The following is a 14027-nucleotide window of genomic DNA, read 5'->3' as shown; positions in this document are numbered from 1 at the left end:
TCGGCTCCGGCGCGTCGCCGGGGTCGGTCGGCTCCGGAGCGTCGCCGGGGTCAGGCGGCTCCGGCGGGTCGCCGGGGTCAGTCGGCTCCGGCGGGTCGCCGGGGTCAGTCGGTGATGCTGACGGTCGCGGCGACGTCCACGTCGGACGGCCCGCCGACGGCGCCCGCGGTGGCGAACAGGGTGGCCCCGAAGACCGCGCTCCAGAACGTCCGCGCATCGCGGGGGATCCCGCGCGCGCTCGTCCAGCCGTGGTCGCCGACGATGCGCTCGAGGTAGCGCTCGGACTGCCGGAACAGCACGGCGAGCAGCGTACCGGTGCGCTCGCGCAGGGCGTCGTCGTCCTGCGCGAGCCCGAGCGCGGTGACGAGGAGCCCGGTGGAGGGCATCGCGAGTGCGGTCCGGGCCAGGACGTCGCGAAACGCCGGCGCCGTCGTCGCCCGTCGACCGGCCGCCTGCAACCGCGTGGTGTCGCGGAGGAACCGGACGAAGGCGGCGTCGATCACGAGCCGGTCCTTCGAGCCGAAGTGGTGCGTGATCTGGTTCGGGTAGACCCCGGCGGTCCGCGCGACCTCGCTCACGGTCAGCGCGCGTGGACTGCGGTCGGCGAGGAGATCGGCCGCCGCCGAGAGGATCCGGGCGCGTGTCGCCGTGCCCCGTGTGGTTGCCATCGCTGAATTGTACGTGGTACAACTCCACTTGTGCAGCATACAAATCGAGATTCCGACGACATCGTCATCACCGGCTACGGCGCCGTCTCGCCGTTCGGGCACGGCGTCGCCCCGCTCTGGGACGCGCTCGTCGCCGGGCGGTCCGGCGTCCACGAACTGCAGCGGGACGGCGACCTCTGGGCGCAGGTCCCGATCCGGATCGGCGCCGACGCAGACCTGGACGCCGACGGGGCACTCGGCCGGGTGCGTGCGAAACGCCTCGACCGGAGCCAGCAGCTCGCGCTCGTCGCGTCGGAGGAGGCGTGGGCCGACGCCGGCGCGCCGTCCGTCGACCCCGAGCGGCTCGCGGTCGTCCTCGGGACCGGGATCGGCGGGATCGAGACCCTGCTCGACGCGCACGACGAGCTCGGCCGGAACGGCGCCAGGCGGGTGTCGCCGCGGACGGTGCCGATGCTCATGGCGAACGGCGCCGCCGCGCAGATCAGCATCGACCTCGACGCCCGGGCCGGTGCGTACACGACCGTCTCGGCGTGCGCGTCGGGTGCGGAGGCCATCGCGATGGCCGCCCGGCTGATCCGGAGCGGTGAGGCGGACGTGGTCGTCACCGGGGGAGCGGAGGCCGCGGTCACCCCGGTCACGATGGCCTCGTTCGCGCAGTCCCAGGCGCTCGCCAAGCCGAACGGTGAGGACCCGATGACGCTGTCCCGGCCGTTCGACGTGTCCCGACGCGGCTTCGTGCTCGGGGAGGGCGCCGGGATCGTCGTGCTCGAACGGGCATCGCACGCGGCAGCCCGGAACGCCCGGGTGCACGCGGTGCTGGCGGGGTGGGGGATCACCTCCGATGCATTCCACATCACCGCGCCGCGGCCGGACGGCTCCGGTCAGGAGCGCGCCATGACCTCGGCGCTCCGGATGGCCGGGCTCACGGGTGCCGACGTGGACCACGTCAACGCGCACGCCACGTCGACGCCGGTCGGGGACGCCAGCGAGGCGCAGGCGATCGCACGGGTCGTCGGTCGGGAGGCGGTGGTCACCGCGCCGAAGAGCGCGATCGGCCACATGTTCGGTGCGGCAGGGGCTGTCGAGACGATCCTCACCGTCCGCGCGCTGGAGACCGGGGTGGTGCCGCCGACGCTGAACCTGGAGCACCTCGACCCGGCGATCGACCTCGACGTGGTGTCGGGGACGGCTCGGTCGACGACGATCCGGGCGGCGCTGAACAACTCGTTCGGGTTCGGCGGGCAGAACGCGTCGCTGGTGCTCAGCGCGGCGTGAGCGTCTGCAGCCCGGTCACCCGGAGGAGATCGAGCTTCGCGGCGTCCTCGGAACTCGGCACCGCGGTATAGACGACGATCCGGAGGTCCCCGCCGGGCACGCTGAGCACATCGCAGTCCACCGCGATCGGCCCCACCGGCGTCCGGAGCGTCTTCCGGCTCGCCCGGTGCTCGGCCACGCGCGCCGTCGCCCACCGCCGCTCGAACTCCGGGGACTCGCGGCGCAACCGCGCGACGAGGTCGGCGAGCTGCCGGTCACCCGGGTACCGTCCGAGCGCCGCACGGAGGTCGGCGACCAGGTCGCTGGAGAACTCCTCCTGGTGGTCGTCGTCGTACTCGACGCCGTCATGGCCGACCATGAAGTGCCGCCACACCAGGTTCCGCTCCGGCCCGACGAGTCGCTCGGGGTCGCCGGTGAGCGCCGCCCAGAGGCCGTTCCACAGCAGGATGTCGTGGGTCGCCGTGAACACGGCGAGGGGCACGTCGCCGAGCCGGTCGACCACACGCTGCACCCCCGGGGTGATGTGCCGGGGCACGACACCGCGCGACGGGGGAGCGGCGTCGGCGACACGGAACAGGTGGTCGCGCTCCTCCGTGGTGAGGCGGAGGGCGGTCGCGAGGGAGCCGAGGAGCTGCGGAGAGGGGTTCGTCGACCGGCCCTGCTCGAGACGCACGACGTAGTCGACGCTCACCCCGGCGAGTGCTGCGAGTTCCTCGCGGCGGAGCCCCGGCGTCCGACGGCCGGGTGCCGCGGGCAGCCCGACCTCCTCCGGGGTCACCCGGTCGCGCCAGGACCGCAGCACGTTCGCGAACTCGCTCATGCGTCCATCCTCCCTCGGACCCGCCGCGGCGAGGTGGTACTCCCGGTCCCACTGTCGAAGGGCACCTGGGTCATCCGCGACCACGGGGCGAGGCTGGGCCCATGACCACCACACTCATCACCGGAGCCAACCGCAGCCTGGGGCTCGAGACCACCCGCCGACTCGTCGAGGCCGGCCACACCGTGTACGCCGGGATGCGCGACCCCGCAGCCGGCGACGCGGCCCGGGCACTCGGCGCACACGTCGTCGCGATCGACGTCACCGACCAGGCGAGCGTCGACGCGGCCATCGCGTCCCTGCCGGAGCTCGACGTCCTCGTGAACAACGCCGGGATCCTCGGGACCTCGTTCGGCGTCGACGACCTCGACGCCGCCGCGATCGCCCACGTCCTCGACACCAACGTCACCGGCATCGTCCGGGTCACCCAGGCCGCGCTCCCGCTGCTCCGCGCGTCGTCGAACCCGGTCGTCGTCAACGTCGCGTCAGGGGTCGGCTTCGCACGGTGGCTCAGCACGCCGGGCCGCGACGAGTACCCGGTGCCCGCGATCCCGTACGCCGCGTCGAAGGGTGCCGTGATCGCGCTCACCGTGCAGTACGCGAAGAACCTGCCGACCTTCCGGGTGAACGCGAGCGACCCCGGGTACACCGCGACGGAGTTCAACGGGTTCGGCGGGCACCAGACCGTCACCGAGGGCACGGACGCGACCGTCGCACTGGCCACGCTCGGCGCGGACGGGCCGACGGGCGAGTTCCACGACCGGACGGGCCGCATTTCGTACTGACCCGCAGCCCGCAGCCCGCAGCCCGCAGCCCGCGGCCCGCGGCCGGCCCAGCCTGGTCGGGTCGGGACGGGGTCGTCCGGCCCGGTCGGGACGGGGTCGTCCGGCGCGGTCGCCGCGTCGAGCCGGCTCAGTCGTCGGACGGGGTGCGGCGGCGGAGCGTCGCGACCACGACGAGCGCCGCGGCGAGGACGAGCGCGCCACCGCCGACCCAGAGTGCCGCCCAGGGCGTGCCGCTCTCGTCGGCGGCCGACGCGGGCCCCGTGGCCTCGAGCGTCACCTCGATCTCGGTCGGCCCCGGGCTCGGGTCCTCACTCGGGCTCACGCTCGGGGCAGCAGCCGTCGGGGTGGTCGCCCGCAGCGCCGCGGTGAACCCGAGTTCGCCCGTGATCGGGTGCCCGTCGGGGGAGACGTACCGCCAGCGCACCGTGTACGCGCCGTCGGTCAGCGCGACGGCCTTCGACATCGTCGTGCCGTCGACCAGGACCTCGCCGGTGGAGACGTCCGCACCGGCTCCGTCCCGGACTTCGATGCGGAGTCCCGCGTCGAGTCCGGTGAGCGGCGCCTCGGAGAACGTGAGGTCGACGCGGTCGATCGGGGCGTGCACCGTCTGACCATCGGTCGGGTTGCTCGACACGAGGGCCGAGTGGGCGTCGGCGGGATCGGCGAGCACCAGGCTCGTCAGACCGACGACGACGGCGAACAGGGACATCCGGACGCTGCGGCGGACCGCGGTGGGGGACATGCGGCAATTCTACGAGATGTCGAACGCTCGCCGTCGCCCCGGACTGGCAGGGTGGACGCATGCGCGCAGTCCGGTACCAGCAGTTCGGGACGCTCCCCGAGATCGTCGACGTCGACCGACCCACGTGTCCTTCGGACGGCGTCGTCGTGGAGGTGGCTGCCACGGGCGTCTGCCGGAGCGACTGGCACGCCTGGCGCGGCCACGACGACTCCGTGCACCTGCCGCACGTCCCGGGACACGAGTTCGCGGGCGTCGTCGTCGAGGTCGGCGCCGAGGTCCGGCACCACCGGCTCGGTGCCCGTGTCACCGCGCCGTTCGTCTTCGCGTGCGGCACCTGCCGGGAGTGTCTGGCGGGACAGACCCAGGTCTGCACACGCCAGGAGCAGCCCGGGTTCACGCTGCCCGGCTCGTTCGCCGAGCTCCTCGCCGTGCCGCACGCCGACGTGAACCTCGTCGCGCTGCCCGACGCGGTCGCGTTCGTCGACGCCGCCGGACTCGGATGCCGCTTCGGGACCGCCTACCACGCCCTCCACGAGCAGGGGCGGGTGCGTGCCGGTGAGCACGTCGTCGTCGTCGGCTGTGGGGGAGTCGGGCTCTCCGCGATCGTGGTCGCCGTCGCCGCCGGAGCCCACGTGATCGCGGTCGACGTCTCGCCCGCGGCTCTCGCGCGTGCGGCCGCGCTCGGCGCGGACACCGTGACGTCCGGTCCGGCCGCCGTCGACGAGGTCCGTGCACGCACCGACGGGGGAGCGCACCTCTCGATCGACGCGTTCGGCAGCCGCGCCACCTCGGTCACCGCGGTCGCCTCGCTCCGCCCGCGTGGTCGCCACGTCCAGGTCGGACTCCTGCTCGACGAAGAAGCCGCCCCGGCGATCCCGATGCGCCGCGTCATCGCCGAGGAGCTCGAGCTGCTCGGCAGCCACGGCATCTCCGTGGGGGAGTACGCCGCGATGCTCGACGACATCGTCACCGGACGCCTCGACCCGGGTGTCACGCTGGGGCGCACCATCACCTTCGACGAGCTCCCGGACGCGCTCGTGGCCATGGACGGTCCGGCAGCGCAGGCGGGGATGACGGTCGCGCTCGTCTGAGACGACGCCCACCAGGGCTCGCCTACGGTCGCGGTCATGACGACGACCATGAAGACCGTCTCGGCGCTGATCGCCGCCGCAGGGATCGCCCTCGTGCTCAGCGGCTGCGTCGGGAACGCGCAGAAGCTCGACCCCGCCGCGACCGGACCGCTGGCGGAGAACACGACCCCGGCGGCCGAGTGCGGGTCCGCCTCGGGCGCCGCGGTCGCCGCCCTCACCCAGACCGCGAAGGGCCTCGACGGCGACGTGCTCGCGAAGGTCCAGCCGGGGGACGGCGGCTGGTACCTCGGTGCCGCGATCACGCCCGCGTCCGGCAGCCAGCTGTCCGACGACGACGTCGCGGTGTGGGGCAGCACGAAGGACCCGAGCAGCGGTGACTTCGACGGGCAGCTCGTGCCGGTGAACGACCTCGCGAAGGACGCCGACACGGCAGCGGCACCCGCGACGTCCGACACCTTCAGTGCGACGTCCAACGCGGCCGAGCTCGTGCAGGACTGCGTCGTCTACAGCTCGGAGCACTGAGCCGCGCCAGGGAGCGGCGGAGCGCGAAGCCTCATCCGCAAGGGGTGAAGCAGGCCGCCTGCGCCGCTCCTACGCTCGGCCCATCATGCAGCGCAGCCAGGAACCCACCCCGCGCACCGACCGTGCCGGCACCGCCTCATCGCAGGACGGTCGACGCCTCGACCTCCACGGCGCGATCGAGGGCGGCCTCGCGATCGGGTCGATCGTCACCGTGACCGACGATGCCGGGGTCCAGGTCGGGCAGGTGCACGACCTCTCGCTCTCGTCGGACGGCTCGTCGCGGGGGAGCGGGTCCCTCCTCGGCGCGCTCGCGGACGACGGCGCGCTGACGCCGGGCGCGACACGCGCGTTCGGGAGTGCCGTGCTCGCGTCGGCGGCCCCGGACGTGTCGACGAGTCTGTTCGGGGGATCCGGCGAGCTGCTCGAGCTCGGGACCCTGCGTGTGGGTCACCCGGTCCCGGTCGGCGTCCTCGCCGCACGGCTCAACCGACACACGTTCTGGTGCGGGCAGAGCGGCTCGGGGAAGACCTACGCGCTGGGCGTCCTGCTCGAACAGGTCCTGCTGCACACGCGGCTCCCGATGGTGATCCTGGATCCCAACAGCGACTTCGTCGCCCTGGGGGAGCGTGCCGGGACCGCGTCGACGGCGGCCGGCCGTGCCGCGCAGGACGAGCTGCAGCACCGGAGCGTCAGGGTGCTCCGACCGCGTCCCGGCGATCACGAAGCACTCCGTGTCCGGTTCACCGCACTGTCGATGGAGGGGAAGGCCGCTGTCCTGCGGCTCGACCCGGTCGCGGACCGCGACGAGTACAACGAGCTGGTCCACCTCGAGCTCGAGGTGGGGAGCCAGGACACGACGCAGATCGTGCCGCAGCTCCGCACGCGCGACTCCGCCGCGGCCCGGGCGCTCTCGGCACGGGTCGAGAACCTCGGGCTCCTCGGATGGGACCTGTGGGCGCGCGAGCACCGAGCCGCTGCGGAGGTCCTCGACGAACGGCCCGACGCGACGGTGCTCGACCTCGCGGGCTTCTCGAACCCGGACGAGTACCTGGTCGTTGCGATGTCCGTCCTCGACGACCTCTGGGCGAAGCGGGAACGACGACGGCCGTGCTCATCGTCATCGACGAGGCGCACAACCTCTGTCCGTCGGACGACGGCTCGCCCCCCGCTCCGGTCGTGAGCCTCGCACCGCGTGACCTGACATAATATGCATTATCGGCGCGCGGCCGAGCGTGCTCCGGAGGACGTCAGAGCGGTCCGGCGAGCCCCACCAGGTTGCCCGCAGGGTCCGCGATGTGCGCCACCGCGACGAAGCCGTCCTCGTTCCGCTGCACGTCCATCACCAGCGTCCCCCCGAGCTCGACGGCGTGACGGACCGAAGCGGCCACGTCGTCCACACCGACGTAGAACACTGTGTGCGCGCCGAACCCGGGGCCGCCGCCGATGCCGCCTGCCGCTGCGCCCGCGCTCGGGTCCGGCTCGACGAACGCGTACGAAGACGGCTCGGACACCGCGGGCGCGACCGGCGCTCCGGCCGGTGCGTCCCAGCCGAACAGCGCGCCGTAGAACCTGCGGAGCCGCTCGGGGTCCGGGCCGATGACCTCGACGTGCACGATGGGTCGTCCCATGCAGTCAGCCTGCTCCGCCCGGCTCGTCCTGTCCGCCGTCGGCACCGGAACGACTCCGGCCGATCCGTCGCCAGCGGTGCCGACGTGGTAGTCAGGCACGAGCGTACTGACTCCCCCGGCGGAAGGAACCACCCGTGCAGCACGAACTCCAGGACCGAACAGCGCTCGTGACCGGATCGACGCAGGGCATCGGACTCGCCATCGCCGTCGACCTGGCGCGCGCCGGCGCATCCGTCGTGGTCAACGGCCGCGGCGAGGACGGGGTCGCCCGCGCCGTGGAGCACGTCCGTGGTGCCGTACCGGGTGCCGTCGTCGAGGGCGTCGCCGCGGACCTCGCCACCGAGGCCGGCGCGACGACGATGGCCGAGCGCGTCCGTGACGTCGACGTGCTCGTCAACAACCTCGGCATCTTCGAGAGCAGGCCGCCCCTGGAGATCACGGACGACGAGTGGCGTCGGTACTTCGAGGTGAACGTCCTGTCCGCCATCCGGCTGATCCGGACCTACCTGCCGGGGATGACCGAGCGGCGGTGGGGACGCGTCATCTCGATCGCCAGCGACTCCGCCGTCGTGGTCCCGGCGGAGATGATCCACTACGGCATGACGAAGACCGCGCTGCTCGCCGTGTCACGCGGTTTCGCGAAGGCGGCGAAGAGCTCGGGCGTGACCGTGAACACCGTGATCGCCGGGCCGACGCACACGGGCGGCGTCGAGGACTTCGTCGCGCAGCTCGTCGGGACCGACCTGCCGTGGGACGAGGCGCAGCGCGAGTTCATGCGCGAGCACCGCCCGCAGTCCCTCATCGAACGACTCATCGAACCCGAGGAGATCGCGCACATGGTGACCTACCTCGCCTCACCGCGGGCATCGGCGACGACGGGCGGCGCGCTGCGTGCCGACGGCGGGTACGTGGACTCGATCCTGCCCTGAGCGCCGTCCGTCGAGCCGAACGCGTCGCCCCCGGAACCACGAAACGGACACGACACTCGGTCCTCCGAGGTGTCGTGTCCGTTCTGTGGTGTGGTGTGGTGCTTGCTTGCTGCTCCCGGTCGTGCGGAGCGAACTGCTCAGGCGTCGGAGGTCGGCACGTCGTCCGCGTCGATCTCCAGCGCCGCGTCCTCGCGCCCGGACTCCTCCACCGCGTCGGTGTCGGTGTCCGGCTGCTCGGGAGCCTCGCTCTGCGTGGTTTCCTCGGCTGGGTCTGGCTGGCTGTAGCTCATGCGCCGGACGCTACGCGCGCCAGTCTGGGCGCGTCGCAAGCCGTCCGGGCGGCGCACCACGTGCCGTGGGCGCCCCACCCACCGGTCTGGAGGCTCGACACCCGACCGCCACCGAGCCTCCCGTCCGCCGCGTGGCCGGGCCGAGCGGAACGGCGCTATCGTCGAGCACCGTGGAACGCGTGCTCGTCGGGTTGATCGGTTCGGGGCTCAGCAGGTCGCTCACGCCGCTGATGCACGAGTCGGAGGGCGCGCGCCTCGGCCTCGACTCGGAGTACCGGCTCCTCGACCTCGATGCGCTCGGGCGCCCGGCGTCCGACCTGCCGGCCGTGCTCGACGAGGTGCAGGCGCAGGGCTTCGCCGCCGTCAACGTGACGCACCCGTGCAAACAGGCCGTGATCCCGCTGCTCGACGATCTCGACCCGGACGCGGCGCGCATCGGCGCGGTGAACCTCGTCGTCTTCCGTGACGGCCGCCGGATCGGCCACAACACCGACTGGCTCGGCTTCCGGATCGCGATCGAGCAGGGTCCGGGCAGTGTCGCCGGTGCCGCAGTGGTGCAGTTCGGCGCGGGCGGTGCGGGCGCGGCGATCGCGTACGCACTGGTGTCACTCGGCGTCGCGCGGTTGACGATCGTCGATGCGGACGCCGACCGGGCCGAGGGGCTCCGGGTGTCGCTGGGATCGGACGTGGTCGACACCGTCGCCCTCGACGACGCGCCGTCGGTGCTGGCGCAGGCGGACGGCGCCGTCAACGCCACTCCCCTGGGCATGAACGACGACGGACGCGCCGCGTTCGATCCGTCGGTGCTGCCTGCCGCCGCCTGGGTCGCGGACGCCGTCTACTTCCCGATCGACACGCCGTTGCTGCGTGCCGCCCGGGCCGCCGGGCGGAGGACCGTGGACGGCGGCTGGATGGCCGTCGGCCAGGCGGTGGCGAGCATCCAGGAGATCACGGGCCGCTCCCCCGACCTCGACCGGGTCCGTGCCGACTTCCTCGGGTTCCTCCGCGACGGACGGACCGCGGGATCGCGCTGACCTGGATCGCGCTGACCTGGGTCGTGTTGACCTGGGTCATGTTGACCGGATGTCGTCGTCCGGGGTCGTCGTCGTCCGGTTCAGCCCCTGACGTAGTCCGCCAGGTGCTTCCCGGTCAGGGCCGTGCGGTCGGCGACGAGTTCGGCGGGCGTGCCCTCGAACACCACACGACCGCCGTCGTGTCCGGCGCCGGGCCCGAGGTCGATGATCCGGTCCGCGTGCGCCATCACGGCCTGGTGGTGCTCGATGACGACGACGCTCTTGCCGGAGTCGACGAGCCGGTCGAGGAGCCCGAGCAGCTGCGCGACGTCGGCGAGGTGCAGCCCCGTCGTTGGTTCGTCGAGGACGATGATGCCGCCCGGTTCGCCGAGGTGTGTCGCGAGCTTGAGGCGCTGCCGTTCGCCGCCTGACAGCGTCGTGAGCGGCTGTCCGATGGTCAGGTACCCGAGCCCGACGTCGACGAGCCGCTGCAGGATTGCGTGCGCGGCGGGGATCCGGGCGTCACCGGCGGCGAAGAACTGCTCCGCTTCGGCGACGGGCATCGCGAGCACCTCGCTGATGTCCTTGCCGCCGAGTCGGTACTCGAGCACGGACTGGTCGAACCGCTTGCCGTCGCACTCCGCGCACGTGGTCGAGACGCCGGCCATCATGCCGAGGTCGGTGTAGATCACGCCGGCCCCGTTGCACGACGGGCAGGCACCCTCCGAGTTGGCGCTGAAGAGGGCCGGCTTGACGCCGTTCGCCTTCGCGAAGGCCTTGCGGATCGGCTCGAGGAGCCCGGTGTAGGTGGCCGGGTTGCTCCGACGGGAGCCCTTGATGGCGCTCTGGTCGATGGCCACGACGTCGTCGCGCGGGGCCAGCGAGCCGTGGATGAGCGTGCTCTTGCCGGAGCCGGCGACCCCGGTGACGACGGTGAGCACCCCGAGCGGCACGTCGACGTCCACGTGCTGCAGGTTGTGCCGGTCCGCGCCGCGGATCTCGATCGCGCCGGTGGGGCGCCGGAAGGAGGACTTCACGGACACCCGGTCGTCGAGGTGCTTCCCGGTGACCGTCCCGCTCCCCCGCAGTCCGTCGATCGACCCCTGGTAGCAGAGTGTTCCGCCACCGGTGCCGGCGCCCGGGCCGAGGTCGACGACGTGGTCGGCGATCTGGATGACCTCGGGCTTGTGCTCGACCACCAGCACGGTGTTGCCCTTGTCGCGGAGGCGGAGCAGCAGCCCGTTCATCCGCTCGATGTCGTGCGGGTGCAGCCCGGTGCTCGGTTCGTCGAACACGTAGGTGACGTCGCTGAGGCTCGACCCGAGGTGCTTCACCATCTTCACGCGCTGCCCTTCCCCACCGGAGAGCGTGCCGGTGGGACGGTCGAGTGAGAGGTACCCGAGCCCGATCTCCACGAAGGAGTCGACGGCGTCCCGGAGGCCGTCGAGGAGCGGTCCGACCGAGGGTTCGTCGAGCCCGTGCAGCCACGCGGCGAGGTCGGTGATCTGCATCGCGCAGACCTCGGCGATGTCCTTGCCGGCGACCTTCGACGACCGCGCAGTCTCGTTGAGGCGGGTCCCGCCGCAGTCCGGGCAGGTGGTGAACGCGACGGCGCGGTCCACGAACGCCCGGATGTGCGGCTGCATCGCTTCGCGGTCCTTCTGCAGGAACGACCGGCGGACCCGGTGCACGAGCCCCTCATAGGTCATGTTGATGCCGGCGATCTTCTGCTTCGTCGGCTCGCGGTACAGGAAGTCCTGCCGTTCCTGCTCGGTGAAGTCGCGGATCGGCTTGTCCCCGTCGAAGTACCCGGATTCGGCGTACAGCCGGACGTTCCAGCCGTCGGTGCCGTACCCGGGGATCGTCAGTGCGCCGTCCCGCAGTGCGCGCGAGTCGTCGAAGAGCTGCGTGAGGTCGATGTCGGTGACGCTCCCCCGCCCTTCACACCGGGCGCACATGCCGCCGAGGCGGTTGAAGGACACCTTCTGCGCCTTCGCGTCAGCGCCCTTCTGCACGGTGATGGCCCCGCCCGCCGACACCGTCGCCAGGTTGAACGAGAACGCGTTCGGCCCGCCGACGTGCGGCTGCCCGAGGCGGCTGAACAGGATCCGGAGCATCGCGTTGGCGTCCGTGACCGTCCCCACCGTGGACCGCGGGTCGGCGCCGATCCGTTCCTGATCGACCACGATCGCCGTGGTGAGGCCGTCGAGCACATCGACGTCCGGACGGCCGAGCGACGGCATGAACCCCTGCACGAAGGCGCTGTAGGTCTCGTTGATCATCCGCTGCGACTCGGCGGCGACGGTGCCGAAGACGAGCGAGCTCTTGCCGGAGCCGGACACCCCGGTGAAGACGGTCAGTCGGCGCTTCGGCAGGTCGACGTCGATGCCCCGCAGGTTGTTCTCCCGCGCGCCACGGACCCGGATCCGGTCGTGGCTGTCGGCCACCGGCGACTCACTGGTATGCATGTCGATCAGGGTACTGGTCGGCGCCGACACGGAGAAGGCGGACGAGACCACCGTGCGCGGCCATACTGGCGCCATGGCACTCCGCTGGTACTCCGTCGTCGTCGACAGCTCCGACCCCCACGCCCTCGCGCGCTGGTGGGGCGAGACGCTCTCCTGGCCCGTCGTGTACGAGTCCGACGACGAAGCGGTGATCGCGCCGGCCTTCGCCGAGGGGCTGGAGGGGACGATCCCGCGTGAGCAGCTGCCGCAGGGGATCGTCTTCGTGCCGGTGCCGGAGGGCAAGACGGTGAAGAACCGCCTGCACATCGACCTGGTCCCCGCGCCGGACGACTCCCACCAGGACGCCGTGGACGGGCTCGTGGCACGCGGTGCGAGCCTCGCCGACGTCGGTCAGGGCGACGTGCCGTGGGTCGTGCTCGCGGACCCCGAGGGCAACGAGTTCTGCGTGCTCACGCCGCGGGAGTGACCGCGCGTCAGCCGAACCGGCGCACCAGGTCCGGCAGCTCCGCGGGCTCGAACGGCTCGTCCGTGGCGTCGAGTTCGTCCGCGGTCCACCAGCGGGAGTCGAGGATGTCGACGCGCTCGTCGTCGGTCCACTCGTCTGCGGAGAGCACGAAACCGGTCGTCCGCACCACGTAGAACTCTGCGTGCCCACGGTCGTGGTCCGCCTGGTCCCAGACGACGTCGAAGTCCCACGACCAGACCGGCTCCCCCGGGTCGTCGATGACGATGCCCGTCTCCTCACGGAGCTCGCGGATCGCCGCATCCCGGTGGCGCTCCCCCGGGTCGACCCCGCCGCCCGGCGTGATCCAGCGGTGGAAGCCGTCGCTCGACGGCGCGTTCGTGTCCATCAGGAACACGCGGCCCTCGGGGTCGAGCAGCAGGATCCGCGAGGTGTGGCGGAGGCCAGGACGGGCGGTCATCGCGGAGCTCGTCAGCCCTGCGTGAAGCCGGAGACGTCGCCGACGAGGCGGGTGTGGTCGGCCGGGATGGGTTCGACGGCGGCGAGGGCGATCTCGGCGGCGAACTCGGACACGCTGTAGAGCTTGCCGACGGCGCCGCGACGCTCCTCGATCGCGCCGGGGTTGATGCGGTTCAGCAGGGTCGCGGTGATCGTGCCCTCGATCATGTCGCCGGAGACGACGACGAACTCGATGCCGGCGGCGTCGAGCTGCGGGACGAGTTCGCGCAGCGCGGTCTCGCCGGCGTGCTTGCTCTTGGCGACGGGCAGGTACTCGGGCAGCGTCTCGGCGGTCTCGACGAAGTGCGCCTGGTGGCTCGTGACGAACACGACGCGGGAGCCGGCGGCCATGTGCGGCACCGCGGTCTGGAGCATGTCGACCTGGGCGTCCCGGTTCAGCCGGAGCGCGTAGTCGTCACCCATGCCGGACTCCATGCCGCCCGACGCGTTGAGGACCAGGAGGTCGATGCCGCCCCATGCCTGCACCACGGCGTCGACCATGGCCTGCACGGAGTCGTGGTCGGTCAGGTCCGCGCCGACGGCCAGGGCGTCCCCGCCGGCGGCGACGATGCCCTCGGCGATCTGTTCGGCACGGCGGGCCTTGTTGCGGTAGTTCACGACGACCTTGGCGCCGGCTTCGGCGAGGTACCCGACCGTGTCGGCGCCGATGCCGCGGGACGATCCGGTGACCAGGGCGCGCTTGCCGGCGAGTGCTGCGGGGGCGAGGGGGTTGCTCACGTGGTTCTCCTGTTCGGGGGCAGGCCCGACGACGGTTCGAGGGACGGGTCTGGCGACCCGGACGAGCCTACCAATCACCTGCGAGTCGCCCGTTCTCGTT

The 14027-nt window shown here is 72.3% G+C and carries 16 protein-coding genes; 8 read left to right on the top strand and 8 right to left on the bottom strand.

The window, feature by feature from the left end; genetic code table 11:
- Positions 1-104: 104 nt before the first annotated feature.
- The gene (locus tag EDF24_RS13715) at positions 105-668 is read right to left on the bottom strand and encodes a TetR/AcrR family transcriptional regulator C-terminal domain-containing protein (RefSeq protein ID WP_260233448.1); all 564 of its coding nucleotides are present in this window, start codon (positions 666-668) and stop codon (positions 105-107) included.
- Positions 669-698: 30 nt separating this feature from the next.
- On the opposite strand from EDF24_RS13715, the gene EDF24_RS13710 reads away from it, so the two are divergent.
- A complete protein-coding gene (locus EDF24_RS13710; RefSeq protein ID WP_221181379.1) occupies positions 699-1943 on the top strand; it encodes a beta-ketoacyl synthase in 1245 nt (414 codons plus the stop codon).
- On the opposite strand, the gene EDF24_RS13705 is transcribed toward EDF24_RS13710, so the two are convergent.
- Positions 1930-2763 carry a helix-turn-helix domain-containing protein gene (locus tag EDF24_RS13705; RefSeq protein ID WP_123703592.1) on the bottom strand — a complete coding sequence of 278 codons (834 nt, stop codon included), beginning with the start codon at positions 2761-2763 and terminating at the stop codon, positions 1930-1932. The genes EDF24_RS13710 and EDF24_RS13705 overlap by 14 nt on opposite strands.
- 101 nt (positions 2764-2864) lie before the next feature.
- Here EDF24_RS13705 and EDF24_RS13700 point away from each other — a divergent pair, with 101 nt between their 5' ends.
- Positions 2865-3545 (top strand): SDR family NAD(P)-dependent oxidoreductase, encoded by a 681-nt coding sequence (locus EDF24_RS13700; protein ID WP_123703590.1) that lies wholly within the window; start codon positions 2865-2867, stop codon positions 3543-3545.
- 127 nt (positions 3546-3672) lie between these two features.
- Here the strand turns inward: EDF24_RS13700 and EDF24_RS13695 are convergent, their stop codons facing one another.
- On the bottom strand, positions 3673-4287 hold the full coding sequence (locus tag EDF24_RS13695) for a copper resistance CopC family protein (protein WP_123703588.1): 615 nt from the start codon (positions 4285-4287) through the stop codon (positions 3673-3675).
- A 59-nt stretch (positions 4288-4346) separates the two neighbouring features.
- Between EDF24_RS13695 and EDF24_RS13690 the strand changes: the two genes are divergently transcribed.
- From EDF24_RS13690 to EDF24_RS13680, 3 genes are all read left to right on the top strand, one after another.
- On the top strand, positions 4347-5378 hold the full coding sequence (locus tag EDF24_RS13690) for an alcohol dehydrogenase catalytic domain-containing protein (protein ID WP_123703586.1): 1032 nt from the start codon (positions 4347-4349) through the stop codon (positions 5376-5378).
- A gap of 36 nt (positions 5379-5414) precedes the next feature.
- Complete coding sequence (locus EDF24_RS13685) at positions 5415-5900, top strand: hypothetical protein (RefSeq protein ID WP_123703584.1); 486 nt, start codon at positions 5415-5417, stop codon at positions 5898-5900.
- Positions 5901-5985: 85 nt separating this feature from the next.
- Positions 5986-7080 carry a helicase HerA domain-containing protein gene (locus EDF24_RS13680; protein ID WP_123703582.1) on the top strand — a complete coding sequence of 365 codons (1095 nt, stop codon included), beginning with the start codon at positions 5986-5988 and terminating at the stop codon, positions 7078-7080.
- A gap of 67 nt (positions 7081-7147) precedes the next feature.
- Here the strand turns inward: EDF24_RS13680 and EDF24_RS13675 are convergent, their stop codons facing one another.
- Positions 7148-7528 (bottom strand): VOC family protein, encoded by a 381-nt coding sequence (locus EDF24_RS13675; protein ID WP_123653459.1) that lies wholly within the window; start codon positions 7526-7528, stop codon positions 7148-7150.
- Between the two features lie 134 nt (positions 7529-7662).
- Here EDF24_RS13675 and EDF24_RS13670 point away from each other — a divergent pair, with 134 nt between their 5' ends.
- Entirely contained in the window at positions 7663-8457 is a 795-nt protein-coding gene (locus EDF24_RS13670) for an SDR family NAD(P)-dependent oxidoreductase (protein ID WP_123703580.1), read from the top strand.
- Positions 8458-8594: 137 nt separating this feature from the next.
- Here the strand turns inward: EDF24_RS13670 and EDF24_RS19245 are convergent, their stop codons facing one another.
- Positions 8595-8747, bottom strand: coding sequence for a hypothetical protein (locus EDF24_RS19245; RefSeq protein ID WP_165931544.1), 153 nt, complete (start codon positions 8745-8747; stop codon positions 8595-8597).
- A 170-nt stretch (positions 8748-8917) separates the two neighbouring features.
- On the opposite strand from EDF24_RS19245, the gene EDF24_RS13660 reads away from it, so the two are divergent.
- The gene (locus EDF24_RS13660) at positions 8918-9781 is read left to right on the top strand and encodes a shikimate dehydrogenase (RefSeq protein ID WP_123703576.1); all 864 of its coding nucleotides are present in this window, start codon (positions 8918-8920) and stop codon (positions 9779-9781) included.
- A gap of 80 nt (positions 9782-9861) precedes the next feature.
- Here the strand turns inward: EDF24_RS13660 and EDF24_RS13655 are convergent, their stop codons facing one another.
- Entirely contained in the window at positions 9862-12228 is a 2367-nt protein-coding gene (locus tag EDF24_RS13655) for an excinuclease ABC subunit UvrA (protein ID WP_123704069.1), read from the bottom strand.
- Between EDF24_RS13655 and EDF24_RS13650 the strand changes: the two genes are divergently transcribed.
- Positions 12227-12694 carry a VOC family protein gene (locus EDF24_RS13650; RefSeq protein WP_311316811.1) on the top strand — a complete coding sequence of 156 codons (468 nt, stop codon included), beginning with the start codon at positions 12227-12229 and terminating at the stop codon, positions 12692-12694. The genes EDF24_RS13655 and EDF24_RS13650 overlap by 2 nt on opposite strands.
- Positions 12695-12701: 7 nt before the next feature.
- Here EDF24_RS13650 and EDF24_RS13645 read toward each other — a convergent pair whose 3' ends face one another.
- Complete coding sequence (locus EDF24_RS13645) at positions 12702-13151, bottom strand: NUDIX hydrolase (protein ID WP_123703572.1); 450 nt, start codon at positions 13149-13151, stop codon at positions 12702-12704.
- Positions 13152-13162: 11 nt separating this feature from the next.
- On the bottom strand, positions 13163-13927 hold the full coding sequence (locus EDF24_RS13640; protein WP_123653464.1) for an SDR family oxidoreductase: 765 nt from the start codon (positions 13925-13927) through the stop codon (positions 13163-13165).
- Positions 13928-14027 lie beyond the last annotated feature (100 nt).

Source organism: Curtobacterium sp. PhB130, from assembly GCF_003755165.1.
In the GTDB taxonomy this organism is placed as follows: Bacteria; Actinomycetota; Actinomycetes; order Actinomycetales; family Microbacteriaceae; genus Curtobacterium.
This window is presented reverse-complemented; position numbering and strand designations above follow the sequence as displayed.

Coding starts and splice junctions, on each gene's coding strand:
- EDF24_RS13715 (WP_260233448.1), bottom strand. CDS start 668: ATGGCAACCACACGGGGCACGGCGACACGCGCCCGGATCCTCTCGGCG.
- EDF24_RS13705 (WP_123703592.1), bottom strand. CDS start 2,763: ATGAGCGAGTTCGCGAACGTGCTGCGGTCCTGGCGCGACCGGGTGACC.
- EDF24_RS13700 (WP_123703590.1), top strand. CDS start 2,865: ATGACCACCACACTCATCACCGGAGCCAACCGCAGCCTGGGGCTCGAG.
- EDF24_RS13695 (WP_123703588.1), bottom strand. CDS start 4,287: ATGTCCCCCACCGCGGTCCGCCGCAGCGTCCGGATGTCCCTGTTCGCC.
- EDF24_RS13690 (WP_123703586.1), top strand. CDS start 4,347: ATGCGCGCAGTCCGGTACCAGCAGTTCGGGACGCTCCCCGAGATCGTC.
- EDF24_RS13685 (WP_123703584.1), top strand. CDS start 5,415: ATGACGACGACCATGAAGACCGTCTCGGCGCTGATCGCCGCCGCAGGG.
- EDF24_RS13680 (WP_123703582.1), top strand. CDS start 5,986: ATGCAGCGCAGCCAGGAACCCACCCCGCGCACCGACCGTGCCGGCACC.
- EDF24_RS13675 (WP_123653459.1), bottom strand. CDS start 7,528: ATGGGACGACCCATCGTGCACGTCGAGGTCATCGGCCCGGACCCCGAG.
- EDF24_RS19245 (WP_165931544.1), bottom strand. CDS start 8,747: ATGAGCTACAGCCAGCCAGACCCAGCCGAGGAAACCACGCAGAGCGAG.
- EDF24_RS13650 (WP_311316811.1), top strand. CDS start 12,227: ATGTCGATCAGGGTACTGGTCGGCGCCGACACGGAGAAGGCGGACGAG.
- EDF24_RS13655 (WP_123704069.1), bottom strand. CDS start 12,228: ATGCATACCAGTGAGTCGCCGGTGGCCGACAGCCACGACCGGATCCGG.
- EDF24_RS13645 (WP_123703572.1), bottom strand. CDS start 13,151: ATGACCGCCCGTCCTGGCCTCCGCCACACCTCGCGGATCCTGCTGCTC.